20 protein-coding genes, 2 pseudogenes and 1 other annotated feature are annotated in these 23530 nt (G+C 34.8%); of the genes and pseudogenes, 10 read left to right on the forward strand and 12 right to left on the reverse strand.

Going from position 1 to position 23530, the window contains the following annotated elements; genetic code table 11:
• Nucleotides 1-132 precede the first annotated feature (132 nt).
• The 3 genes and pseudogenes from HUK62_RS01575 (at nt 133) to HUK62_RS01585 (ending at nt 2627) form a co-directional block, all read left to right on the forward strand.
• Nucleotides 133-453 carry a hypothetical protein gene (locus HUK62_RS01575; protein WP_176536909.1) on the forward strand — a complete coding sequence of 107 codons (321 nt, stop codon included), beginning with the start codon at nt 133-135 and terminating at the stop codon, nt 451-453.
• Nucleotides 454-793: 340 nt separating this feature from the next.
• Nucleotides 794-1721: pseudogene (locus tag HUK62_RS01580) on the forward strand (IS5 family transposase).
• Nucleotides 1722-1862: 141 nt separating this feature from the next.
• Entirely contained in the window at nt 1863-2627 is a 765-nt protein-coding gene (locus tag HUK62_RS01585) for an IS5 family transposase (protein WP_078426309.1), read from the forward strand.
• Between the two features lie 69 nt (nt 2628-2696).
• Here HUK62_RS01585 and HUK62_RS01590 read toward each other — a convergent pair whose 3' ends face one another.
• The 4 genes from HUK62_RS01590 to HUK62_RS01605 are packed head-to-tail and all read right to left on the reverse strand — an operon-like array spanning nt 2697 to nt 7472.
• The gene (locus HUK62_RS01590) at nt 2697-4235 is read right to left on the reverse strand and encodes a serine/threonine-protein kinase (protein ID WP_176536910.1); all 1539 of its coding nucleotides are present in this window, start codon (nt 4233-4235) and stop codon (nt 2697-2699) included.
• Nucleotides 4228-6252 carry a PP2C family serine/threonine-protein phosphatase gene (locus HUK62_RS01595; protein ID WP_176536911.1) on the reverse strand — a complete coding sequence of 675 codons (2025 nt, stop codon included), beginning with the start codon at nt 6250-6252 and terminating at the stop codon, nt 4228-4230. The genes HUK62_RS01590 and HUK62_RS01595 overlap by 8 nt, the downstream gene beginning before the upstream one ends.
• 4 nt (nt 6253-6256) lie before the next feature.
• Nucleotides 6257-6793, reverse strand: a complete 537-nt coding sequence (locus tag HUK62_RS01600) for a hypothetical protein (RefSeq protein ID WP_176536912.1) — start codon at nt 6791-6793, stop codon at nt 6257-6259.
• Between the two features lie 43 nt (nt 6794-6836).
• Nucleotides 6837-7472, reverse strand: a complete 636-nt coding sequence (locus tag HUK62_RS01605; protein ID WP_176536913.1) for a VWA domain-containing protein — start codon at nt 7470-7472, stop codon at nt 6837-6839.
• A 137-nt stretch (nt 7473-7609) separates the two neighbouring features.
• Between HUK62_RS01605 and HUK62_RS01610 the strand changes: the two genes are divergently transcribed.
• Nucleotides 7610-8638, forward strand: a complete 1029-nt coding sequence (locus HUK62_RS01610) for a transposase (RefSeq protein ID WP_176536914.1) — start codon at nt 7610-7612, stop codon at nt 8636-8638.
• Here the strand turns inward: HUK62_RS01610 and HUK62_RS01615 are convergent.
• The 5 genes from HUK62_RS01615 to HUK62_RS01635 form a co-directional block, all read right to left on the reverse strand.
• Nucleotides 8629-9024, reverse strand: a complete 396-nt coding sequence (locus HUK62_RS01615; protein ID WP_176536915.1) for a hypothetical protein — start codon at nt 9022-9024, stop codon at nt 8629-8631. The two genes, HUK62_RS01610 and HUK62_RS01615, sit on opposite strands and share 10 nt — an antisense overlap.
• Nucleotides 9021-9749: an OmpA family protein gene (locus HUK62_RS01620; RefSeq protein ID WP_176536916.1), complete on the reverse strand. Its 729-nt coding sequence runs from the start codon at nt 9747-9749 to the stop codon at nt 9021-9023. The genes HUK62_RS01615 and HUK62_RS01620 overlap by 4 nt, the downstream gene beginning before the upstream one ends.
• A gap of 3 nt (nt 9750-9752) precedes the next feature.
• The gene (locus tag HUK62_RS01625) at nt 9753-10439 is read right to left on the reverse strand and encodes a hypothetical protein (RefSeq protein ID WP_176536917.1); all 687 of its coding nucleotides are present in this window, start codon (nt 10437-10439) and stop codon (nt 9753-9755) included.
• Between the two features lie 144 nt (nt 10440-10583).
• Nucleotides 10584-11552 (reverse strand): IS30 family transposase, encoded by a 969-nt coding sequence (locus tag HUK62_RS01630; RefSeq protein WP_252513945.1) that lies wholly within the window; start codon nt 11550-11552, stop codon nt 10584-10586.
• A 94-nt stretch (nt 11553-11646) separates the two neighbouring features.
• Nucleotides 11647-12447, reverse strand: coding sequence for a hypothetical protein (locus HUK62_RS01635; protein ID WP_176536918.1), 801 nt, complete (start codon nt 12445-12447; stop codon nt 11647-11649).
• Between HUK62_RS01635 and HUK62_RS01640 the strand changes: the two genes are divergently transcribed.
• From HUK62_RS01640 to HUK62_RS01650, 3 genes are all read left to right on the forward strand, one after another.
• Nucleotides 12434-13180 (forward strand): IS5-like element ISAba31 family transposase, encoded by a 747-nt coding sequence (locus HUK62_RS01640; RefSeq protein ID WP_005262957.1) that lies wholly within the window; start codon nt 12434-12436, stop codon nt 13178-13180. The genes HUK62_RS01635 and HUK62_RS01640 overlap by 14 nt on opposite strands.
• 203 nt (nt 13181-13383) lie before the next feature.
• Nucleotides 13384-16437 (forward strand): YadA C-terminal domain-containing protein, encoded by a 3054-nt coding sequence (locus HUK62_RS01645; protein ID WP_176536919.1) that lies wholly within the window; start codon nt 13384-13386, stop codon nt 16435-16437.
• 751 nt (nt 16438-17188) lie between these two features.
• A complete protein-coding gene (locus HUK62_RS01650; RefSeq protein WP_176536920.1) occupies nt 17189-17593 on the forward strand; it encodes a TolC family protein in 405 nt (134 codons plus the stop codon).
• A 208-nt stretch (nt 17594-17801) separates the two neighbouring features.
• On the opposite strand, the gene HUK62_RS01655 is transcribed toward HUK62_RS01650, so the two are convergent.
• Both HUK62_RS01655 and HUK62_RS01660 read right to left on the reverse strand, forming a co-directional pair.
• Nucleotides 17802-18038 (reverse strand): VF530 family protein, encoded by a 237-nt coding sequence (locus HUK62_RS01655; RefSeq protein ID WP_005005662.1) that lies wholly within the window; start codon nt 18036-18038, stop codon nt 17802-17804.
• A 184-nt stretch (nt 18039-18222) separates the two neighbouring features.
• Nucleotides 18223-19470, reverse strand: a pseudogene (locus HUK62_RS01660) (IS3 family transposase).
• Nucleotides 19065-19181, reverse strand: a sequence feature (AL1L pseudoknot). (Overlaps the previous pseudogene by 117 nt.)
• A gap of 145 nt (nt 19471-19615) precedes the next feature.
• Between HUK62_RS01660 and HUK62_RS01665 the strand changes: the two are divergent.
• Nucleotides 19616-20263 (forward strand): transposase, encoded by a 648-nt coding sequence (locus tag HUK62_RS01665; RefSeq protein WP_234305122.1) that lies wholly within the window; start codon nt 19616-19618, stop codon nt 20261-20263.
• A gap of 252 nt (nt 20264-20515) precedes the next feature.
• On the forward strand, nt 20516-21544 hold the full coding sequence (locus HUK62_RS01670) for a transposase (RefSeq protein ID WP_176536921.1): 1029 nt from the start codon (nt 20516-20518) through the stop codon (nt 21542-21544).
• 63 nt (nt 21545-21607) lie between these two features.
• Here the strand turns inward: HUK62_RS01670 and HUK62_RS01675 are convergent, their stop codons facing one another.
• A complete protein-coding gene (locus HUK62_RS01675; RefSeq protein ID WP_228723756.1) occupies nt 21608-22471 on the reverse strand; it encodes an IS982 family transposase in 864 nt (287 codons plus the stop codon).
• A 161-nt stretch (nt 22472-22632) separates the two neighbouring features.
• Between HUK62_RS01675 and HUK62_RS01680 the strand changes: the two genes are divergently transcribed.
• On the forward strand, nt 22633-23496 hold the full coding sequence (locus tag HUK62_RS01680; RefSeq protein WP_000265727.1) for an OmpA family protein: 864 nt from the start codon (nt 22633-22635) through the stop codon (nt 23494-23496).
• Nucleotides 23497-23530 lie beyond the last annotated feature (34 nt).

A 23530-nucleotide genomic window follows, 5' to 3' on the forward strand; every position in this document is an offset into this window, starting at 1 on the left:
TCACTTATAAATAAGCTTTTAGTTGTTCAAACAAGTGGGACCACCTCTTATCACTGTTAGAGATATTGTTAAGTCTTAGTTTACTAGGCACGTGTTAAAAAGTCAGATTTATAATCTGATATAGGAGTAAATATGAATTTTGATATGTATAAAATGATGACGTCAGATGAAGTTGTAGCATCTGGTATTAATAAGCTTTCAGAATCTGAGCAACAGGAAATATTACGGTGGGGGCTACGAATGTATGGCTTGGGTCAACATAAAGTAGGTGACATCCATGAGATTAAATATGATGGAAGAGTGGTTGTCCTTGATGATGGTTCGAGATGGGAGGTCGCATCATATGATGCATCTACTGTAGACTTTTGGGGAGAATTTACAAAAGTTGCTATTATTGATGATGAAATGTACCGTTTGGAGGAATACGTTTCTGTAACCGAAGATTCTGTATAAAAGATATTCTTTAAAAATCTTTTATACAATAGATCTCTTGCGTTAGTCAAAATTTAAACAGCCGCAAGTTATATTTTATAAGGTTTTAGCTGATTCAAAAATTAGGTAAAAGCATATTTTCTCAAGAGGTCTAATCTTTAAGTTACTATGCCTTGTTGAGAAAAAAACTGATAGCATTATTTGATGGATCTTTATTTTTTAATTTTCAGAGTATTTGTTCATAATTAGAATAAACAATACATTACTCATAGATGGGCGAATTCATTCATGATCATTAGTTGAATAGGACTTTGTTGCACAAACCTATCTGTAAAGGCTTTTTCAGCGATATAATTTTCAAATGAAGAAGCCTACACATAAAATCTACCGCACAACCAATTGGCCCGCATATAACCGAGCTCTCATTAATCGTGGGAATATTGCCATTTGTTTTGATCCCAAAACCCAATGGCATGCAGAACCACAAGGCAGGCACGGACGAAATCAAACTTATTTCGATACAGCGATTCAATGCTTTTTAATGATCAAATCTCTATTCCGTCTATCTTTACGTCTGGTCACTGGCTTTGTGCAAAGTCTGATTAAGCTTTGTGGTTTAGATTGGACAGCACCAGAATATTCCGCTATTTGTAGAAGACAAAAGTATATTGATATTGGCATTCACTATCAAAAAAGCAGTAATGTTCTCCACCTACTCGTCGATTCTAGTGGCTTAAAGTTCTTAGGTGAAGGCGAATGGAAACGCAAAAAATATCAGCCTGAATATCATCTTCAATGGAATAAACTACAATTGGTATCAATGCTGAAACCCTGCAAATACGCGCTATTCAGCTCAAAACCAACAATGTGAGTGATTCACAGGTGCTTGGTTACTTACTTGATCAGATTGTACAAGAAGAACAGATTGAATCTGTCTACACTGATGGGGCTTATGACACCAAATAATGCCGTCAAGGCATTGCAGAAAGACAAGCGCTTACGGTAATTCCGCCAAAAAATGCGAAACCTTGGAAAGATATAAAGATGAGCTCGCAAGAGCGCAATGAATTACTCCGAACTGTTAAGCGTTTAGGTAGGATACTATGGAAAAATGGTCAGGCTATCATCGCCGAAGTTTGGTAGAAACCAAAATACATTGCCTTAAATTATTAGGCGATAAGTTGTCAACTAGGCATTTTTCAAGTCAAGTAAATGAAATACATGCTCTTATAGCCGTACAGAATAAATTTAAGGAATTAGGCCGACCTCATACCCTAGTTGTAACTTAAATTTGGATAACTTGGAAAAAGTTCAGCTTTTGAATGTTTATGCAACAAAGCTAAATAAAACCTAGGGCCTGTTGACATTTTCTGTTCAAAAAAATAGCGAGAAAGTAAAATTTAATCGCCAAACCAAATTTACTTCTCGCTATGCCTCGTACAATGCTGAATGATCAACACTGGTCTAAGTTACTTTCTATTTTCCGAAATTTTGATATCTATTTCAAATCTAATTTGAGAAATTTTGTCGAAGCAATACTTTATAGAATAAGAACAGGCTGCCCATGGCGTGATTTGCCTAAAGAATTTGGTTCGTATAACTCAATCTTTAAAAAATATAATCGTTGGTGTAAAAATGATAAGTTAATGAAAATATTTAAATTAATTTCTTCAAATGCTGATATGGAATGGGTTTTTATTGATGCTAGTCATGTTCGGGCACACCAACATTCTGCTGGAATAAAAGATCAGGATATTTCTAAAAGCATTGGTGGAAATAGTTCTAAAATACACTTAGCTGTTGATGCGGATGGCAATCCAATCGAAATTATTATCTCCGATGGAACGATACATGATGTCAAGATTGCTCCCAAAATGATTGAAAAACTTGATTTGAGTGAAACGGAAGTATGTTGTGCAGACAAAGGATATGACTCTGAATCATTAAGAGAACAAATATCTGTGAAAAAAACTAAAGCGAATATTCCAAGAAAATCAAATACTCAGTCAAATAATGATCATATGGATTGGTATTTATATAAAATCAGACACTTAGTTGAGAATGCATTTTGTAGGTTAAAGCAGTTCAGAGGAATAGCAACACGATATGATAAGCTAAAGTGTAGCTACGAGGGGGCAGTTGCATTAGCTTGTATATTTATTTGGCTACCTTTATCGGGTAAATTCTATACTTGAAATGTCAACAGACCCTAACTCAAGCGAGGCATATTTTTTCGAACTTACTAATTCTCTATTTATACAACTTTACGAATTAGACATTTGAACATAAGCCAAACGACCACCAGAGTCTTTAGAAAGAATGATTTTCACACCTTCTTTCAACTCAATACGATTGCCAATTTCAATTTTATGCTGCCGATCTTCTTCATCGAAGACAAATAAGCTGTTCATTCGCTCATTCACCAACCACCATTTTTGCTGATGTTCGACAAAATAACCCATTCTTCGCATTTGATGAGCTTCTAAGCGCTCATTTGGCAAAATCAAAGAATTTATATGCCATTCAAAAAGTGATTGATTTGACCATACCATTAAGCGATGGTTATCCGATTTATAATCCTTCTGATTACGAGAAGAGTAAAAATTCAGAATAGGTAATTTTTTCGTGTATGCCGTACCACAAAATGGACAATGTGGATGTTGTGAATTATCAAACACAAACCACTTCTGACTACAATCTAAATTAACACAGGGCTGTAGTAAATCAGTTGTTTTTACTAAAGCTACTTCCCAATCATTTGCTGAAGGACGCTGATTTGGGGCATGTAAAGCATCTTCAAAACTTTTTTTAAATAGTTTTGATAAGTATGGCCCAGTCACTGTATATGGAATTTTTTTAGTGTCCACCCATGGCAAATATGATTTTTTCCAATCGTCAGTATTAATAGTATTAGATGTATTTATGGAGTGTTCGACAAATAGTGCATGCTCTCCCATACTTAATTTTTCATCATTCTGACTATCATCCAAATCATGTACTTTTTTTCCACGCAATGGATGGCGATATAGCAAATACATATAGATCAGTACTGCTAGTGCATGTCTATCTGTCCTAATTGATGGAAGAAAACGTTTTGGATCATTCTTATCTAAATGACTGGTTGCCATAACTTCAGGAGCAATAAAGTCTGGGGTTCCCACAACATCTGGCGGAAACTTACCCGGAACAACCATCCCATCAACATCGATAATACATGCTTTAGCATTTATCGGATCGATCAAGACATTTTTATATGATAAATCTGAATGTGCCAATCCTGCTGCGTGCATTCTATGTATTCCACGAGCTAGCATCATACATATTTTCAAGTAACTAGCCCAATTGCCCTTCTCTTTTTCATCAAGAAACCGATTTTGATTACTGGCACTCGCAAACCACCTGCCTTCTTTTTCCTTTCCTTTAATTTTAAGAAGTTGATCATTATTAATTGAACCAAATTCAAAAAAGAAGTCTTTACTATAAGCAGGCACAACAATACCTAATAAATTATTATGCTCAACTAACGCATTTGGCCAACAGAACGCTTTTTCCCAATATTTCCCACCCAAACCGTTCATAATACTGTCATGCTTAGTCGTAACGATTTCTAGTAAACGTCGTTTTTGTTCTTGATAGTCATTTTGATTTTCATAAAACTTGTTTTTTTGCTTATTAAAAAAACATACGACATAGCTTTTATCAGGTGAGAAATAAACATCTTTCATCGCACCTGAACCAATAATTTGATCTATATAACTAATTGATCTTCCATCATGGGTTTTACAATGAACGATATTAGACATCCGTGAAACTCTCAACTGTTAAACTTAAATTCGGTTCATTGTGTGGTAAAAGCACAAGAAGCGTTCTGTCATCATGATGCCCTTTTTTGAAGAAATGAATTTTTTCATTCAAATCAGATCCATCTATATCGCTATTTAAAACTTCTTTATATTCATTATAAAATTGAGTCCAACTATCTAGACTACTTAGTTCACTATCAGTTTCAAAGTATGGATCTGAAATACCGTCAGACATTAAAAACAACCAATCTTGTGCAGATGCAATTGTAATGCTTACATACTGATGGAAGGGTTCTAAATTTGGACTTAAGAAAACTGTCTGTCCAACATAATCTCCACCATCTGTTTGACCTAACAAACGTATCTTCTCTTGGTTATATACGGCAACAGCACCATCTCCAACCCAAAAACTTGATATAAAACGTTTATCTTGAACATGCTTAACAATCACGATTTGTAAGGTGGTTGCAAAATCTCTAAAAGAACTTTGAGTATTCTCAACTTTCTGACGAATCTTCTCCATTGCATGATCAGTTGCTTCTCTAAATAATTGGATTGCTGCTGTATTCCAGTTCTCAACAATAGATTTATTTATTTCAGACGTGTGTGGTTCATCAAAAACATACTTTTCTAAATCCTGAAAAGCTTGTATTGCGACTAATTTATGACTTAAAAAGTTTATCGACTGTTCTGCTGCTAATCTTGAACCTTCTCTTGAGTACTTTGCACTTCCCGCACCATCTGCAACAGAAAGAAGTACTAAGGATGGATCATGTTCTAGAATTTTATATTCAAAATGATCATCCCTAAATGAACCATTGTGTTCATGTGAGCGCCCTCGACGACTTGCAGCAATAATTTTATAATCCTGGTTATTATTAAATTTTGTCGTTTTATAAAATCCATGCTCTTTAGGAAATAATGAAGCTGTGGCAGGTTCATTGATCTCCCATAAATCTTTAGGATCTGCAACAATAATTAAATTTGCACTAGCCTTATAAACGTTATCTTGATGTTTATAATTAAAGTTAATAACAGATGAACCTATTTTTTGAGGAAGTCCCACAATAAAACTGTCTTCAACACTTATACCTAAATTATTTTCTGAAAAAGTAATACTTTCATAAAGAATTTCAATTTCTATATTTTCCTTTATAGTGATTTTTTCTTTATAAAACTCTTTAATTTTTCCATTTGGAATTGAGAAAGTCACCTTTGGAGGTACTATCTTAGATGCTGATTTGTTTTTTGACTTTTTAATATCAATATTTGATATTATTTGATTGCTAGATTTTTGTGTTTTTTGCTCATTAGTTTCACCAGCTAACACCTCTTGGTCTTTATTATTTATATTAATTTCATTGTTAACAAACTCAGCATTAATTTTTTCCAATTCATTTGATTGTGCATTAGAAAGCTGAATTATTGATTCATTTTTATTTTTTTGAGCTTCTGGAGTATAGAATTGAATACTTGGAGAAATATTATCAGTTAGATTATCTGACTTCTCTTCAAAAGAAGGACTTAAAGCTTCAACATTATTGTTTTGAGACTCTGGTTGCTCCTCATTAATATCTTTTCCAAAACCCTCTTGTTCTATCTTATTATTTTTCACTAAATCAATTTGAATTGCATCACTTACAATCACAATATCCTGTAATAATAATTGATCAGAGTCATTTATTTCTAAATGCTCTTCGACTTTCTTTTTATTTGCTAAATCAGTCTCTTCTTTATCAGCTAAAACCTCTTGACCTATCAATATAGTAGGTGTATTTGTATCACTTATTTGATTAGAGTCTTTTGAACTATATCTTTTATTAAAAAAAATACCGCCTTTTTCATTAAAATCTATTTGTTCATTAATAATTTTTTTTATTTCATCTAATTCAGATAAAAGTTTTTTCTTAGGGTCAACTCCTATCCAATTTTTTTTTAAATCTAACATTTCAATTAAATCTATTGTATGACTGAAAAAATTATCTAAATTTCCCCAATAATCTTTTTTACTTAGCATAATTTTACTCTTCAAATTTCAAACACATATTAAAAATTGATTCCGTTAAATATTCGACATTCAATATATTATCTGTCAAAGTCATATATTTATGTTTTGAATTTATAGTCAGATTACCCATAGAATAAATAACAATATTGGAAAATTGTGAAATATTACTAATAGTTTTAGAAAAACTTTCAAAAGTAAATACATCTACTGCATTATTTGAACTAAATATAAATAAGTTTGGACGATAAAATTCCTTGCCAAAACTTATTGAGTTTTCTAATTCATAAAGAGCATTTCCTAGAAAATTCAAACCAAATAATTCATTTTCCGAAATTTGAAAATCTCTCAAGTTAGACTTACGATTAATAACACTTTTAAAAATTAAATTTTCAGAAAAAGTATAGAAATAAATTTCACAACTTTCTCTAAGATAATCATCGTTATTCAACAACTTATATAATACTTCTAATGCAATATTAGTTGATTGCAATTTTTCATGAGAATTATAAATTGAGCTGTCTACTAGGCATATTACAGGAAGTTTTTTCATCAAAAAAATACCATAGCCCCTATTAGGCTATGGTTATCACCTCTTAAAATACAAAATTGATTTCAGGGGGTGGCGGAGGTAAATCTCCAATAACAGCATCACCTTGATTTGAATCAACTTTTTGGCTACTCATTGAAACACTCTGTGTAACCCATTTAAAGAAAGCTGTAATTGTTGCACTGTCGGCAGTAGGTAAATGAACAATTCCTTCTGCTAATTGCTTAAGAACACTTGCAGCTTCAATACTGCCAACACTACAAGGAATAATGAGGCCAGGCTTTACTGCTTTCAGTTTTTCGAAACCCTGCTTCCAATCATCCGTTGGCACACCATCAGACATAATAAAAATCAATGGCTTCCAGTCCCCTTTAGAGTCAATTGTATTCTTTTTAACTTCGTTAATAATACAATTTGCTGTTAAAGTTAGCCCTTCACCCAAAGCCGTCCAACCTCCAGCTTCTATAGATGGGGTTTGAAAATCTGCAAGTTCTGTTAATGGTACTATCTGCTGAGCTTTATCATCAAATGTGATTACTGATAAATAAGCTGTTTCTAGAGCATGCGGATCTTGTCGTAATGAAGAGACAAATAGGTCTATACCGTTTCTAACAGATTCAATAGGCTCTCCGTGCATCGATCCTGATGTATCAATAACTAAATAGACAGGCAGTCTTCTCATAATTCTTACTCATTATCATAAAGAAAAAAATCGTTATTTCTTTTCAGTTTCAGTAAAGTATTTTTCATAAATTTATAAGTATAGGACTTACGCATTGACGGATTCAAAAAAGTATTAAAATACTTTATAAAGTATCTGTGATCAGACGAATTAAACATGCTTCTACAGCAACTTGTACATTACCCATTTATATGGGCTTTCTCATGACAGAACCGAACTCTATTAGCTGCACACAACTTGCCGAGACTTATAACATCTCGCATGATAGTGTAAATCGCTTTCTAGAACGTGAAGACTACACACCTCACGACCTATATCAAGAAGCAATTCAACATATTGATAATAATAAACTTATAGTCAGTATTGATGATACTGTTTTAGATAAACCCTATAGTCAACATATGGACTTGGTTAGCTATTTTTGGTCAGGCAAACACCACCGATCCGTCAAGGGTATTAATCTCATTACCTTGTATGCGACAGATCAGAATGGTCAAAATATTCCAATTAATTTCCGAATTTATGACAAATCTGAAAGTAAAACCAAGAATGATTACTTTATGGAGATGTTAAGTGAAGTACTCAGTTGGGGTGCAAAGATTCAATTTATTACAGGTGATAGTTGGTATTCATCGACTGGAAATCTAAAAACCATAAGAAAATATGGTATTCGATTTATGTTTGGTATCGACTGTAACCGTAAGGTTTCCCCAGAAAAAGGACAATGGTTTCAACTGCGTTTATTGCCAAATTTCCATCAGGGTCAAGTGGTCTGGCTCAAAGATTTTGGCTTTGTACAATTATTTAAGACTCAGTTAAAAGAACAGCAGAGGTTTTATATTGTGCATCAAGATGAAGATGATTTATTGTCCTTTGAGGGTTTTCATGAATTACATTCAAGTCATTGGAAAATAGAGCAATATCACCGGGTGATTAAACAGGTTTGTCATATTGAAAAGTTTCAAGTAAGACGATCTAAACTGATTTTGAATCATATTTTTTCAGCCTTGATGGCCTACGTTGAGATACAAAAGAACCAGTTTGAGCGGATCTTTGAAAATGTATATTGTTGGCAGAAGAAATTATTTAGACCAGTTATCAAAAACTTCATTGATGACTTTATTCTCGATAAAAATCATCTGCTACCACAGAGAATCTATAAATAATAGTGCGTAAGTCCTAAAGTATAAAAATACTCATAAATTTTTTTAAAAACCAATTCATTATAAATACTTAGTTTGATTTCAATACTATCAAAACCTCTTAAATTATCCAATTTAATGTGAAAAATATTTTTTGGTATTTTAGTCGTATCGAACCAAATCGTAATAACACCTATGACTTTATCTTTATGAATAATAAAAGGCACCTCAATAGGGGTACTAGAAGATAAGTGAATGATATCAATTTGTTCATGATTACAGTCTAAAGTAAGCAAAACCAAATCTGAAAAATCATCCATACTATTTGTGCTTTTAAGCTGAACATAAAATTTTTTCAGCTTTAAGCTTTCGCTAACAGATTCTGGCAAATAATTGATTTGATCACTCATATACTGCCATCATTTTTAAAGTGTTCATTTGCAAGTTTACGAATTTGTTCTTCTGTAGTTGTAACAACTCGGATATCAACGCGCTGTGATTTTGATGGATTTTCACTTTCACCAATTTTTAGAGGTTCACCAGTATTATTTAAAGGTTTAGATGACGAATAACCAATTGCTCTTACTTTCTGACTAAGCCATTTTTTTTGATCAACGCTTAAACTTGAAGAGCTTAAAAGATAGACCAAAGTTGATTGTGCACGAGCCTGAGATAAATTCATATTTGCAATATAAGATTCTTGCTTTGAACTATTGCGGGACCAATATGTGGAGGTATGGCCTTCAATATAAATTTCTTTAATATTTTTTTCGATCTCTGGTTTCATTACAACTGTTAAGTAATTTTTAAAAAACTCATCAATTACACTCTTAAATTGCGGTGATAAATCAGAAGAACCTGTATCAAATTGTATAAATTGACTATTATTAAATCTCACAAGTCCTGTAGTATCTAAATCAGCCCCCCATTTAGATAAATTATTTTTAAGGACTTTATTTAATTCAGAATGTAACAAAACCTCATTTCTTTGAAAAACTTTTGGAAATTCAATAATATCTTTAGTCGAAACAATAAAATAAACTGCAATAAATAAAAAAACAAGCATAAGTGAAGTCATTATATCACTTAAGCTTACCCATTCATCTTCTCGACTTAACTTTCTAAAAATTCTCATGAATTAATTTCCACCTAAAGAAATACTAATAGGCAGAGCTTTGAGTTCTTGAATATTCTTTATTGAGGAATGTTGATTTTCAATTTTCATATCAATCTTATTAATATGATTATTTGTCATTTCAATTTTTTTCGAAATATCTGATTGTAGGTCCAATAATTGTTTATCAAATTTAGGAAATTGAATATTCTTTATTAATGCATGTTGATTCTCGATCAGCGAATCTATTTTATTTAAGTGATCATTCGTCATTTCAAATTTTTGTGTAATGTCCATATGTACTTCATATAGTTGCTTATCAACTTTATTCTTAAATTTATCAATAGCAGCCATTTGATGAACACCTACTTTTTCAATTAAATCTGTTTGACTTAAATACACCATCTTAGAATATTCTACATTTTGTTCGTATATATCAATGCTATTATTTTTGAATAAATTATTAACTTCTATTACTTGCTCAAATGATTTTGCCATATCTAAAGAATTTTGTTGATAGGTTTTCATGTTTTCAATGAGATCAAGATTTGATTGATTAAACTGGTTATATATCGCATCCATCTGTATGCGATATTTTTCAGCATCAACAATACTTTCTTTGCCTAAAACAGCTAATTGTTCTACTTTTGCATCTATGATATTGATTTGCTTATCAAGCTCTTCTGAACTTAATTGTAGTCCTTTATTCATTTGAATGAAACTTTCAGTATAATTTTTCAACAAATCAAACTGTTTTTGTTGCTCAAGATAACTTTCATTTATTTGTTTTAAAGTAGCCTGATTATTTTTAATTTCTTCACTATAGCTATTTTGCCATGAAATAACATGGCGAATTCAAACATGAGGTGCGACAGTTTCAAAAGCCTTATGATAATCAACAAGCTGAGCAAATTTCTCTAATGGTGTAAGCCAATCTAACGCCTTTCTAGGACGAGTATTCAGTGACATGGCAACTTGATTTAAATAATGCTGATCTGCCTGATTTAAATCAATCCCTTTAGGTAAATATTGCCTAATTAAACCATTCATATTTTCGCATGTGCCTTTTTGCCAGGGTGAATGTGGGTCACAGAAATATACATCTATGCCTAAATCTTCTTCGAGTATTTTATGTTCTGACATCTCACGTCCACGGTCATAGGTCAACGTTTTACGCAGTTCTGCAGGTAAATATTTCAGAGCTTCAGTTAAAGCCTTGCGCACTGATTCTGCCTTTGCATCAGGTAATGTTGCCAAGATACAGAGCCGTGTATTTCGTTCAATAAGTGTTGCTATCGAACTTTTATTGTCTTTACCTTTAATTAAATCAGCTTCCCAATGACCCGGTATTTTTCTTTCTTGAACTTCGGCTGGGCGCTCATGAATAGTTTTAATATCCTGTAATATAGAATCTTTTTTAGGTTCACCGTTAGCTTTTCGCTTTTTATTTTCATGACGTAGACAGGATAATAAGTCTTTTTTCAACTCACCCTTGGGTAATGCTCGTATCGTTGAATAAATCGTTGTATGGCTTACATTCATTGTTTGATCCAAATCAGGAAATGTCTTTAAACGCTTTGCTATTTGCTGAGGAGACCATAAACAACGGATCGCTTCAACAATAAATTTCCAGAGGATTGAATCGATTTTGAGTTTTCTGTGACCACGTCTACGTCTAGCAAAAGTGTTATCAGAAGCATATCGAGCTTGATAAACGTCATTGATGCTATTTCTTTTAAGCTCACGATAGATCGTACTAGGATGTCTTTTAATAAGTTCAGCAAATTTTCTGGCTGAAAAGCCTTCTTTTCTTGACTCAAGCATTAATGCAGTACGATCTTCAAAGTTAAGATGATGGTATGACAATTTTATATACTCCATAAACCCTTTAAATTAATTAGGTGGTTTATGTCGCACTTCAAGTTTTACTCTGCCCATTTTCTAAAGTTTCATTTAATTTAGGAAAGTTAGATGCAAATTGATTTCCAATATCTTTGTTGAACTCCAACATTACGGCCTTTAATGCAGAAATAAATATTTCATTATTTCTTTCTGTTTGGGAAGTAATAAATTTTTCATTACTCTCTTGCAGTGAGACAATACGACTTACAAGTATATCTTTATAATTTTTAAATTCAGTTTCTTGTTTTCTCTGAATTGCTAAAGTATCTGCATTACTAGTAACTAACTCTTCAATGTATTTAACTAATGTATCTTTATAATCTTTTGATTCACGTTCCTGTCTCTGTTGGATCAATAGACTTTTTTCATTATTATCTAGAAATACACTTATTCTAGCCTCCAGCGCATCATCATTTTTTTGATCATTTTTTACGAAGTAAAATATTACTTTATATAAAATAGAATAAAAGACTCCTATCGTGGATGCTATAAAGGCACCTTGTATATGTATCAAGAGATTGTTAATTGCTTTAGTTGGATTGGAGCTCAAATCAAAGTCATAAAGACCCAAACCAACCCCCATAAACATAAAAAGAATACCTAAAGTCACCAAAAATGAGGGAGCATTACTTCTAATAGATTGAACTTTATTGAAATAAATTAAAGTTAAAAATGCTATTGTTAGTGTGATTGTGCTGAATCCAATTATCCAATCCATATTTTTAGGGTGTGTTGACACTTTTAGCTTAAAAAAATAGCGAAGTAGTAAAATCAAATCACCAAACCCAATTTTACTATTCGCTATGCCTCGTACCATGCTGACAGATCAACACTGGCAAAAGTTGAAAGTTATTCTGCGTAATTTATCCATTCACCACAACTCAAATTTACGCAATTTTATTGAAGCTATTCTCTATAGAATTAGAACAGGTTGTCCGTGGCGAGATATTCCTTCTTGTTTTGGTCATTCAAACTCTATTTTCAAACGTTTTAATCGTTGGTCAAGCAGCGGTAAGTTACTTAGATTATTCAAATTACTAGCCTCATGCCCCGATATGGAATGGATTTTTATTGATGGCTCTCATGTACGTGCTCATCAACATTCTGCCGGCATAGCGAATCAATCTATTTCTAAAAGTGTAGGAGGAAACTCCTCAAAAATACATTTGATTGTTGATGCACATGGTAATCCTATTGATTTCATGATTACCGATGGAACCACACATGATGTTAAAGTTGCGCCTGATTTAATATCAACATTAGATTTAAAAGAGACAAAAGTGGTATGCGCAGATAAAGGCTATGATTCAGAACCACTGCGTGAACAGATCAGGAAAACAGGGACTAAAGCGAATATACCAAAGAAAACGAATAGCCAATCGAACAATGACCATATGGACTGGTATTTATATAAAATCAGGCATTTAGTTGAAAATATGTTTTGTAGATTAAAGCAATTTAGAGGAATAGCTACTCGATATGACAAGCTCAAAAGAAATTATCAAAGTTCTGTTGCCTTAGCCTGTATATTTTTATGGCTACCGTTATAGGGTTAATTATGAACAGTAAGTGTCAACAGACCCTAAAATATTGATTGATAAAAATGTTTATTTTTGTATATGATTGGCTGGTAGTTGGTGAGGGTTTGATCTTAATTAGTAAAGGATTCGAATAACTACACCTTAATTAGAAGTTTTGCTGGTTTACAGGATCCTAGGGTAGGCCAGTCTTTTTATAAGAAACGGAGATATTTATGAAGATTAATACAGCTTTTAAACTTTCAGCTCTAGCCGCAGCGTTAAGTGTTTCAGTACCAGCTTTCGCAGCAACTACAATTAGTGGGACAGGTTTTATACCTGTAACTGGTAATAATACTGGAAACTCTATTACTTTGAATGCTGGCACTACAGTAAATGGTACTTTGGCAGCTGGTAATACAACTGTTGGTACTTTGGCAGCTGGTAATACAACTGTAACTGGTGATACGACTATTTCTGGTACTTTAACTGTTGGTACTACTAACATCGTACAAGCAATCGGTGATGGTGATGCGACTACTTTAGCTTCAGCAAATAGCTATGCTGATGCAGGTGATGCAGCAATCACAGCAGGTATTGCTACTGGTGTAACAACGGCTTCATTAACAGTAAACGGTCCAAGCCAACTCAATGGTAATTTGACTGTTAATGGCGGAGCATCAAATATCCTTAATGCTGGTACGATTTCAGCTGGTGCTGATTTAATTATACCGACTGTAAATGCTGCTTTTGCAGGTACTACGCAGAGTTTTAAACAAGATCGAGTAGATACTCAAGATCAAACTCGTACAGTTGATGCACAAGTTATTAATGAAAATAAGTTCCAATTAACTACATCTGAGCAAGTTGGACAGCAAACTTGGACAACATCGCAATCTGCAACTGCCGATTATGATGCTTTAGGTGTAATTGTGTCTGGTAGTCTAACGGGTCCAGTGTTAGGTGCTACTATTGATAATGGTTTTGTTGCAACAACTGTTGATAAGGTTCAAGATCTAACTTTAGGACGTAATAATCCTACAGAAGATTACCAATTATCTATCAGTAAAACAGATAATGGCGTGACAAATTCAACTACTGTAAATGCTTCTGGTATTTCAACTGGTCAAATTACACTTGCTGGTCAAGATTTAGCAACAACAATCGCTAATGGGGATGCAGCGACTTTAGCATCTGCAAATCTTTATACAGATGGTCAAGTTGCAAATGAAGCAGCAGCTCGTGCAGCAGCAGATACTCAATTACAAGCAAATATTGATACTGAAGCAGCAACTCGTTCAGCAGCAGATACAGCATTAAATACTCGTGTTGATACTGAAGCAGCTACTCGTGCAGCAGCAGATGTAGTTTTACAAGACAACATTAATGCTGAAGCAGCAACTCGTTCAGCAGCAGATACAGTATTAAATACTCGTGTTGATACTGAAGCAGCTACTCGTGCAGCAGCAGATGTAGTTTTACAAGACAACATTAATGCTGAAGCAGTAACTCGTTCAGCAGCAGATACAGCATTAAATACTCGTGTTGATACTGAAGCAGCTACTCGTGCAGCAGCAGATGTAGTTTTACAAGACAACATTGATGCAGGCGATGCGACTACTTTAGCTTCAGCAAATAGCTACGCTGATGCAGGCGATGCGACTACTTTAGCTTCAGCAAATAGCTACGCTGATGCGGGCGATGCGACTACTTTAGCTTCAGCAAATAGCTACGCTGATGCAGGCGATGCGACTACTTTAGCTTCAGCAAATAGCTATGCTGATGCAGGCGATGCGACTACTTTAGCTTCAGCAAATAGCTATGCTGATGCAGGTGATGCAGCAATCACAGCAGGTATTGCTACTGGTGTAACAACGGCTTCATTAACAGTAAACGGTCCAAGCCAACTCAATGGTAATTTGACTGTTAATGGCGGAGCATCAAATATCCTTAATGCTGGTACGATTTCAGCTGGTGCTGATTTAATTATACCGACTGTAAATGCTGCTTTTGCAGGTACTACGCAGAGTTTTAATCAAGATCGAGTAGATACTCAAGATCAAACTCGTACAGTTGATGCACAAGTTATTAATGAAAATAAGTTCCAATTAACTACATCTGAGCAAGTTGGACAGCAAACTTGGACAACATCGCAATCTGCAACTGCCGATTATGATGCTTTAGGTGTAATTGTGTCTGGTAGTCTAACGGGTCCAGTGTTAGGTGCTACTATTGATAATGGTTTTGTTGCAACAACTGTTGATAAGGTTCAAGATCTAACTTTAGGACGTAATAATCCTACAGAAGATTACCAATTATCTATCAGTAAAACAGATAATGGCGTGACAAATTCAACTACTGTAAATGCTTCTGGTATTTCAACTGGTCAAATTACACTTGCTGGTCAAGATTTAGCAACAACAATCGCTAATGGGGATGCAGCGACTTTAGCATCTGCAAATCTTTATACAGATGGTCAAGTTGCAAATGAAGCAGCAGCTCGTGCAGCAGCAGATACTCAATTACAAGCAAATATTGATACTGAAGCAGCAACTCGTTCAGCAGCAGATACAGCATTAAATACTCGTGTTGATACTGAAGCAGCTACTCGTGCAGCAGCAGATGTAGTTTTACAAGACAACATTAATGCTGAAGCAGCAACTCGTTCAGCAGCAGATACAGTATTAAATACTCGTGTTGATACTGAAGCAGCTACTCGTGCAGCAGCAGATGTAGTTTTACAAGACAACATTAATGCTGAAGCAGTAACTCGTTCAGCAGCAGATACAGCATTAAATACTCGTGTTGATACTGAAGCAGCTACTCGTGCAGCAGCAGATGTAGTTTTACAAGACAACATTAATGCTGAAGCAGCTACTCGTGCAGCTGGTTTAGCAGCAGCAGCAACAGATCGTCAAGCGATTCGTTCAGAATTTGCTAATGGTGATGTAGCAACTCTAGCTTCAGCAAATGCTTATACAAATACACAAGTGGCTAATGTAAATTCACGTGTGAACCAGTTGAATACACGTGTTGATGATGTTGAGAAAACTTCTTACCGTGGTATCGCTATTGCTTTAGCTGCGCAACAACAAATCCCTAACATCGGTGCTGGTCAATTTGCAGTATTTGGTGGTGTAGGTCACTATGAAGGTGAATCTGCTGGTGCTCTAGGTGTTGCTAGCGTATTTGCCGACGGTCGTACTTCTGTAAGTGCTGCGGTAGGTTTTGCCGGCGGTAACGAAGTTGGTGGTCGTGTAGGTGTATCATACGTTTTTGGCGGTAAATAATTACCTGTTAAAAAGTATAGATTAAAAAAATCCTCGCCTTGTGCGGGGATTTTTTTAATCAATTTCTATTCATATGATGAGTCATTTTTTTGTTTGACTTATCACTTTAATTTTTTGTGTTAAACGTCTATAAAACAGCTATTTTTATCCGTTTTAGAATGGATAAAAATAATGCAAAAAAGCTGGAAAATAAAATTACTGGAAAAATTGATGATACTGCGTTGAATGTAAGTTTATAGACTAAAATAATCCAGAAAATTGTTCACTATACCCAAAGTCAGGTGGACAGGGTGTCTGCTTTGGATCTGGGAAAGAGATGGGATTTGGTTTCTTTGAGCTGATCGATTTTATACATAAATTATGTATAAATCCTGCAAGTTGACGGTACAAATCATGATCAAAAAATGGATATTTGCATCATTGATGCAAGGGACTTACTGTTGAGGAATAGAATTAAAATTCCGGAAAAAAGAGGGGATGAAGTTACCTACTTAAAAAATATAGTCACTTGATAATAGAGCAAAAAATTAATGAAAGTTTCATGTGTTTAGTCTGTATTTTAATGAGTTGTTGCTTTAAAATCCGAAAATGCTCTAATTAATGTGATGTTTTTCACATTAATTTGGATGGTTAATACCGAGTTTTTGATTAGAACACAGTAGAAATCTTAAAGCTAATTATTGAAAGTCATCATTATTTTTTATGTAATAATCACTTAAAGTTGAATATGAAAAAAAGTCATAGATCTGTTGTGAGATATCCTCAAAATCAGGTGATGGTGCTGTTCACCACATTAATGTTGACTTCCCCGGTTTATGCAGCGGATCTCAAAATATTGCTACAGAATGCATTAACACAAGATCCATTGATGATTGAAGCGCAAGCCAATGAGCAGGCGGCGATCAGTAAAGTTAAAGAGTCACAGGCCTTGCATTATCCAGTTTTGGCAGTGACCGCAAATCAAGTCCTGGGTCAATCCCATAAAGATCGCACCGATTATGCCAGTGAAGACTTCACGCCGGGTTTACGTGGCACCCTGAATTTATATTCTTTTGGAGCCATTAGTGCGCAGGTCGAGCGCGATAAAAGCAAATCAGCGTATTTTCATGAAACCCCAACCTTGGCAAGAGTCACCGACATAAAATACACTAAATAACACAATTGGCACGTTAATAAACTCTATATATAACAGTTATATAGAGTTTTTATTTTGTGTGACGTAATTTAAGATGGGGTGGGGTACTTTTATTTTTGGTCACTAATTTATTGTGATAATCAACAATAATAACCAACATACATATGCTTAATCTAAAGGTATTTTACTGACTGGTATAATTTTATGATGAGAGGGGTGTTGCCTGAGGCTACGGTTTCTGTTTGGCCTTTTGGCGTAAGACGTACAAATATAAGCTCTCTACTTTTTCACGTGCCCATGGTATGGTACGCAAGAATCGTAATGATGATTTAACACTTGGGTCTATGCAAAAACATCTAATTTCAATTTTGTGACTTAAGCCTTCAAAGCCACCGTAGTAATCCAATAATTCATCCAAAATGTCAGCAAGTTTTTTGCCGTGTAAAGGGTCATTGGAGGTGTTCATAATAGATCAATCGTATTTTGGGTGGCTATTATAACCTGGGCTAGTTGGAAAACTAGAGAGTTGGAATGTAGGTAATGATGGACTGAATAGCCACCAAAATTCTAGAGCCCCCCAGCCATCGAGTGAGGCATCATATTGGTAAGAGTGAACCGTACCGGGTTTGTCGGAGACTTTTTTATTTAAGTTAGGCCACCTGACCTAACGGGTTAATCTTATCATAGTACATTGCTTCAAACTCAAAAGGCGACACATAACCCAGTGCACTGTGTACACGCTTTTTATTGAACCAATCTACCCAGTTTAGTGTCGCAAGTTGTACATCTGCTAAACCTTGCCAATCTGCTTTTAAATATTCAATCACCTCTGTTTTGTATAAGCCATTCACCGTTTCAGCCAAAGCATTATCGTATGAATCACCAGTTGTACCGACTGATGCTCGTAAATTTGCTGCTTCTAAACGATTGGTATAGCGAATCGAAAGATATTGCACACCCCTGTCGGAATGATGAATCACATTCTTTGGCATGCCTCGATCATGCAATGCTTGCTCTAATGCATCGAGCACCATATCTGTATTCATTCGTGTAGATACTTTCCAGCCAACAATTGCTCGTGAGAACACATCAATAATAAAGGCGGTATAGACCCAGCCTGAATGAGTTTGAATATACGTAAAGTCACTGACCTGAGAAGCACTGCTTCGCAAGGGTCAGGATGATCAGCAGTAAAATTACGTTTCACTAAATCATCTGCTCGTTTTTGGTCATCTCGGCTACGGGTGGTTTGTTTGTTCTTACCTCGCCAAACACCTTGTATACCTAGCTTTTTCATTAATCGAGCAACAGTACAGCGTGCAATAATATAGCCTTCACGTTTCAGTTTTTGCCAGACTTTACGTACACCATACCGACCTGAACTTTCCTTCCAAATTCGTTTAATCTCCTCAGCATGATGCAAGTCATGTAAATCTCGCTTTGCTCGATGTTCTGGATTTTCGCAGAGATCTAGAGTCCGGTAATAGGTTGAGGGTGCGATCGGTAAAATTCTACAAATCGCCTCGACTCCGTACAGCTCTTTATTATTATGGATAAAATCCACCATTATTTGTGTGGGCGGTCGAGCTCCGCCTGGGCGAAAAAAGCGGCTGCTTTACGTAGAATCTCATTGGCGCGTTGCAGTTCTTTATTTTCACGTTAGAGTTGTTTAATACGTTCTTGATCTGAAAGCTGCTGTACTTTAACTGGATTTAGTTTATCTAAATATTTTTGATACCAAACACGTAGTGTTTCAGGAGTACAACCCTTGCGCAGTATACTGCTCAGGGAGCAATAGCGGTGATCGCAGCCCAAGTAGAAGGATAATCTTTTTCAGATTCAATCAATAATTGAACCGCTCTTTCTCTGATTTCAGGGGTATATTTTAATTTTGTCATCGGGATAGTCTCTCAGAATATTGACTCTCCGACAAACCCGGTACGGTTCAGTGGCAACGCCCATCGCATTATTAAAGGCATCTGCATCGTTAACTGTATCTATGTCAATCCTAAGACCGAACAATACTGGTTCATTGATTACCGTATTTATGACAAAACCACCGATGGCAAAAGCAAACTTGACCATCTAAAAGACATGCTACAGCACAGTATTGAACACAAACAAATTAAATTCAAATATGTGCTCATGGATACCTGGTATGCCACCAAAGACATCATGCTGTATATTGATAACTTACAAAAAATCTATTATTGTCCTTTAAAATCCAATCGCAAAGTCGATGATTCAAAAGGAGTACACCCTTACAAAGCAGTCAACGAATTAACTTGGACTGACCAAGAGCAACAAAATGGCAAACTGATTAAAATACATGCCTTTCCTAAAGATTACAAAGTGCAACTGTTCCGAGTAGTGGTTAATGAAAACCGCACGGACTGGATTGTCACCAACGACACCACTCAGGATTCATCAGATGGCACACGATTGGTGTGTGCCATCCGCTGGAAGATTGAGCAGTTTCACCGAGAACTTAAACAACTCACTGGTATTGAAGCTAATCAGTGTCGTAAGGCTCGTATTCAGCGGAATCATATTTGTTGTTGTATGCTGGTTTGGCTGCAGTTAGCCAGACAGGCTAAACGGTTAAAACAATCTTTATATCAGGTTAAAAGGGGTTTACTCAGTGATTATTTGCGTGAGCAGTTACGCTCGCCTTCGGTCGTCTTTGCGTAAGTCCTAATAAAGTATTTATTTTTCATTTATTTGTATTAGTAAATTGGATTTTTTAAAATAGAGTTTCTACTCTATAAATTAGAAAATTGTAATAAAATTAGGATATTTAGCGTGACGTGGTCTATATTTTTTGTAAAAAATGCAATTTATTTAAAAAATTAATTATGCTCGTGTATTTATTTTGTTATTAAAGTGATAGGACTTACGCATTGACGGATTCAAAAAAGTATTAAAATACTTTATAAAGTATCTGTGATCAGACGAATTAAAAATGCTTCTACAGCAACTTGTACACTACCCATTTATATGGGCTTTCTCATGACAGAACCGAACTCTATTAGCTGCACACAACTTGCCGAGACTTATAACATCTCGCATGATAGTGTAAATCGCTTTCTAGAGCGTGAAGACTACACACCTCACGACCTATATCAAGAAGCAATTCAACATATTGATAATAATAAACTTATAGTCAGTATTGATGATACTGTTTTAGATAAACCGTATAGTCAGCATATGGACTTGGTTAGCTATTTTTGGTCAGGCAAACACCACCGATCCGTCAAGGGTATTAATCTCATTACCTTGTATGCGACAGATCAAAATGGTCAAAATATTCCAATTAATTTCCGAATTTATGACAAATCTGAAAGTAAAACCAAGAATGATTACTTTATGGATATGTTAAGTGAAGTACTCAGTTGGGGTGCAAAGATTCAATTTATTACAGGTGATAGTTGGTATTCATCGACTGCAAATCTAAAAACCATAAGAAAATATGGTATTCGATTTATGTTTGGTATCGACTGTAACCGTAAGGTTTCCCCAGAAAAAGGACAATGGTTTCAACTGCGTTTATTGCCGAATTTCCATCAGGGTCAAGTGGTCTGGCTTAAAGATTTTGGCTTTGTACAATTATTTAAGACTCAGTTAAAAGAACAGCAGAGGTTTTATATTGTGCATCAAGATGAAGATGATTTATTGTCCTTTGAGGGTTTTCATGAATTACATTCAAGTCATTGGAAAATAGAACAATATCACCGAGTGATTAAACAGGTTTGTCATATTGAAAAGTTTCAAGTAAGACGATCTAAACTGATTTCGAATCATATTTTTTCAGCCTTGATGGCCTACGTTGAGATACAAAAGAACCAGTTTGAGCGGATCTTTGAAAATGTATATCGTTGGCAGAAGAAGTTATTTAGACCAATGATCAAAAACTTCATTGATGACTTTATTCTCGATAAAAATCATCTGCTACCACAGAGAATCTATAAATAATACTGCGTAAGTCCTAAGTGATATAAATAAAATGGCATATTTTTTAATAAATATACCCCAATCTCAACTTTGAATAAGGCTTTCCAGCTGTAAAGGTGGATTTCCTAATCGTGTATTTAAAATTACTGCAATGGTATGTGAAAGAATCTTACGCGTAATTCTATGCGTTAAATGCCATAAATCTTTAGCTCTTACTTTTTGAATGTGAAATCGTTCAGTTAATTGACCTATAACAGTCTCAATTTTTCTACGAGCATTCATGAGCCTCGCCATAGCTTCCTTAGACCTGCTATCAGTCATGTTCTTTCTATAAGGTGTTTGTAAATCAATATCTTGGTACATAAAATAGTGTTTTAATTCAGGTCTTAAGTATCCTTTATCACCACCAAGTAATCCCTGAATATCTTGAGTAATTTCTGGTGCAACATCACGTTCATCACAATGAGCTGGAGCAAAAGTATAGCCTGTAATCATTCCTGAAAAGTTAATAACGATATGTCCTTTGAAACCATAATATTTTTCTTGTTTAGCCGCACAATAACTAAAACCTGCAGATTCTTTGAAGTTTTTATGTTTTTTTGCTCTAGCATAACGACAAACAGGTATAGGAAAGCCATCGATAAAATGAATATTATCTAAACCGAAAAAAGATTTTAGTTGTGACATAATCTGTTGACTTACATGCCATAATTTTGCACAAAGTTTGCAAAAATTAGGATAGGAACCTAATTTTGGAAACCATTCAAACCAATTGTGTTTAAAGTAGAACCAGATATTTTTATCAGAATCTAAGCCAAGAAACTCTCCCACAATTTGTATAGTAAGAATTTCAATATCACTTAAAGCGGGTGGAAATCCTCTACTTCTTAAAGGTTGAATGACAATCGCTGAGTAAAATTGCTCTATGATTAAAAATACAGAAATGATAAATTAGTAAATGGACATAACTTGCTTTGCTTTGCTTTGCTTTTCTTAGTCGAAAATTAAATTGGATTATGTCCTTTTTATTTCAAAGACTTAAAAAGTTGAGATTCGCGTAAATATGTCATACAAATCTAATAATACATTAAGTCTACCAAGGGTTGTTTATGTGGAAATTATCGCTTTTAACTACTGTAATTTCATTGGTGGTAGCCTCTTGTGCATCTGATCCTTACTCAAAGCCTTCTGCTTTACGGTTTCAAAATAATAAGCAAGGTTATAATCAGGAGATCAATGTCAACAGAGATGCTAAATTATGCGCAGGGGATACAAGAGATGAACAGAGTTGCCCAATTCATTTCTATATTGACAGTATTGAATCAGGTAAATTCTATATCAATAATACGGCAAAGTATTATTTAAAACCAGAAGTTTATAATTTCAAAGTTAAAAATTGTAGCGGCGAAAAAAATTGTCAGAGTTGCGATGTCGACTTGCGGCCAGATCAATTAAAAGATCGTAACTTTATTCTTTCTGTAGATGCTGCTGGTGTACCTTTTATTTCAAATAATGGTCATCCTTTGGCTTGTAGACAACAGCCAGCAGCTCAAAAGCCTGTCGTTGCTCCTGTTGAGCATACTGAAACAATTGATTTGGCAGCCGATACATTATTTAAATTTGATGGTTCATCTTTAAATGATTTATTGCCTAAAGGCCGTCAGGAAGTTCAGGACGTAGCATCAAAAATTTCAACAGGTTTTGTTTCTGTCAGTAAGATCATATTGGTCGGTCATACGGATCGTCTAGGAAGCGAAACTTATAACCAAAAACTTGGTCAGAATCGTGCTGAAACTGTACGTAGTCTGCTTGTTCAAAATGGCGTATCCGCAAATATTATCTCGGTGGCAAGTGCAGGGAAGAATCAACCAGTCACGGACGGCTGTCCTACGGTTAAATCTCGTGAAGCACTAAAAGCATGTTTACAGCCCGATCGTCGCGTGACGGTACAAATTACGGGCATTACCAAGTAATTCAGCATTTAAAAGTTTCAACGAATATAGGCCA

It is taken from the genome of Acinetobacter sp. NEB 394 (genome assembly GCF_013374795.1).
GTDB classification, from domain to species: Bacteria; Pseudomonadota; Gammaproteobacteria; order Pseudomonadales; family Moraxellaceae; genus Acinetobacter; species Acinetobacter johnsonii.

Excerpts from the sequence above, each read along its gene's own strand:
- HUK62_RS01575 (WP_176536909.1), top strand. The coding sequence starts at position 133 with ATGAATTTTGATATGTATAAAATGATGACGTCAGATGAAGTTGTAGCA.
- HUK62_RS01585 (WP_078426309.1), top strand. The coding sequence starts at position 1,863 with ATGCCTCGTACAATGCTGAATGATCAACACTGGTCTAAGTTACTTTCT.
- HUK62_RS01590 (WP_176536910.1), bottom strand. The coding sequence starts at position 4,235 with ATGTCTAATATCGTTCATTGTAAAACCCATGATGGAAGATCAATTAGT.
- HUK62_RS01595 (WP_176536911.1), bottom strand. The coding sequence starts at position 6,252 with ATGCTAAGTAAAAAAGATTATTGGGGAAATTTAGATAATTTTTTCAGT.
- HUK62_RS01600 (WP_176536912.1), bottom strand. The coding sequence starts at position 6,793 with ATGAAAAAACTTCCTGTAATATGCCTAGTAGACAGCTCAATTTATAAT.
- HUK62_RS01605 (WP_176536913.1), bottom strand. The coding sequence starts at position 7,472 with ATGAGAAGACTGCCTGTCTATTTAGTTATTGATACATCAGGATCGATG.
- HUK62_RS01615 (WP_176536915.1), bottom strand. The coding sequence starts at position 9,024 with ATGAGTGATCAAATCAATTATTTGCCAGAATCTGTTAGCGAAAGCTTA.
- HUK62_RS01620 (WP_176536916.1), bottom strand. The coding sequence starts at position 9,749 with ATGAGAATTTTTAGAAAGTTAAGTCGAGAAGATGAATGGGTAAGCTTA.
- HUK62_RS01625 (WP_176536917.1), bottom strand. The coding sequence starts at position 10,439 with ATGAATAAAGGACTACAATTAAGTTCAGAAGAGCTTGATAAGCAAATC.
- HUK62_RS01630 (WP_252513945.1), bottom strand. The coding sequence starts at position 11,552 with ATGCTTGAGTCAAGAAAAGAAGGCTTTTCAGCCAGAAAATTTGCTGAA.
- HUK62_RS01640 (WP_005262957.1), top strand. The coding sequence starts at position 12,434 with ATGCCTCGTACCATGCTGACAGATCAACACTGGCAAAAGTTGAAAGTT.
- HUK62_RS01635 (WP_176536918.1), bottom strand. The coding sequence starts at position 12,447 with ATGGTACGAGGCATAGCGAATAGTAAAATTGGGTTTGGTGATTTGATT.
- HUK62_RS01645 (WP_176536919.1), top strand. The coding sequence starts at position 13,384 with ATGAAGATTAATACAGCTTTTAAACTTTCAGCTCTAGCCGCAGCGTTA.
- HUK62_RS01655 (WP_005005662.1), bottom strand. The coding sequence starts at position 18,038 with ATGAACACCTCCAATGACCCTTTACACGGCAAAAAACTTGCTGACATT.
- HUK62_RS01680 (WP_000265727.1), top strand. The coding sequence starts at position 22,633 with ATGTGGAAATTATCGCTTTTAACTACTGTAATTTCATTGGTGGTAGCC.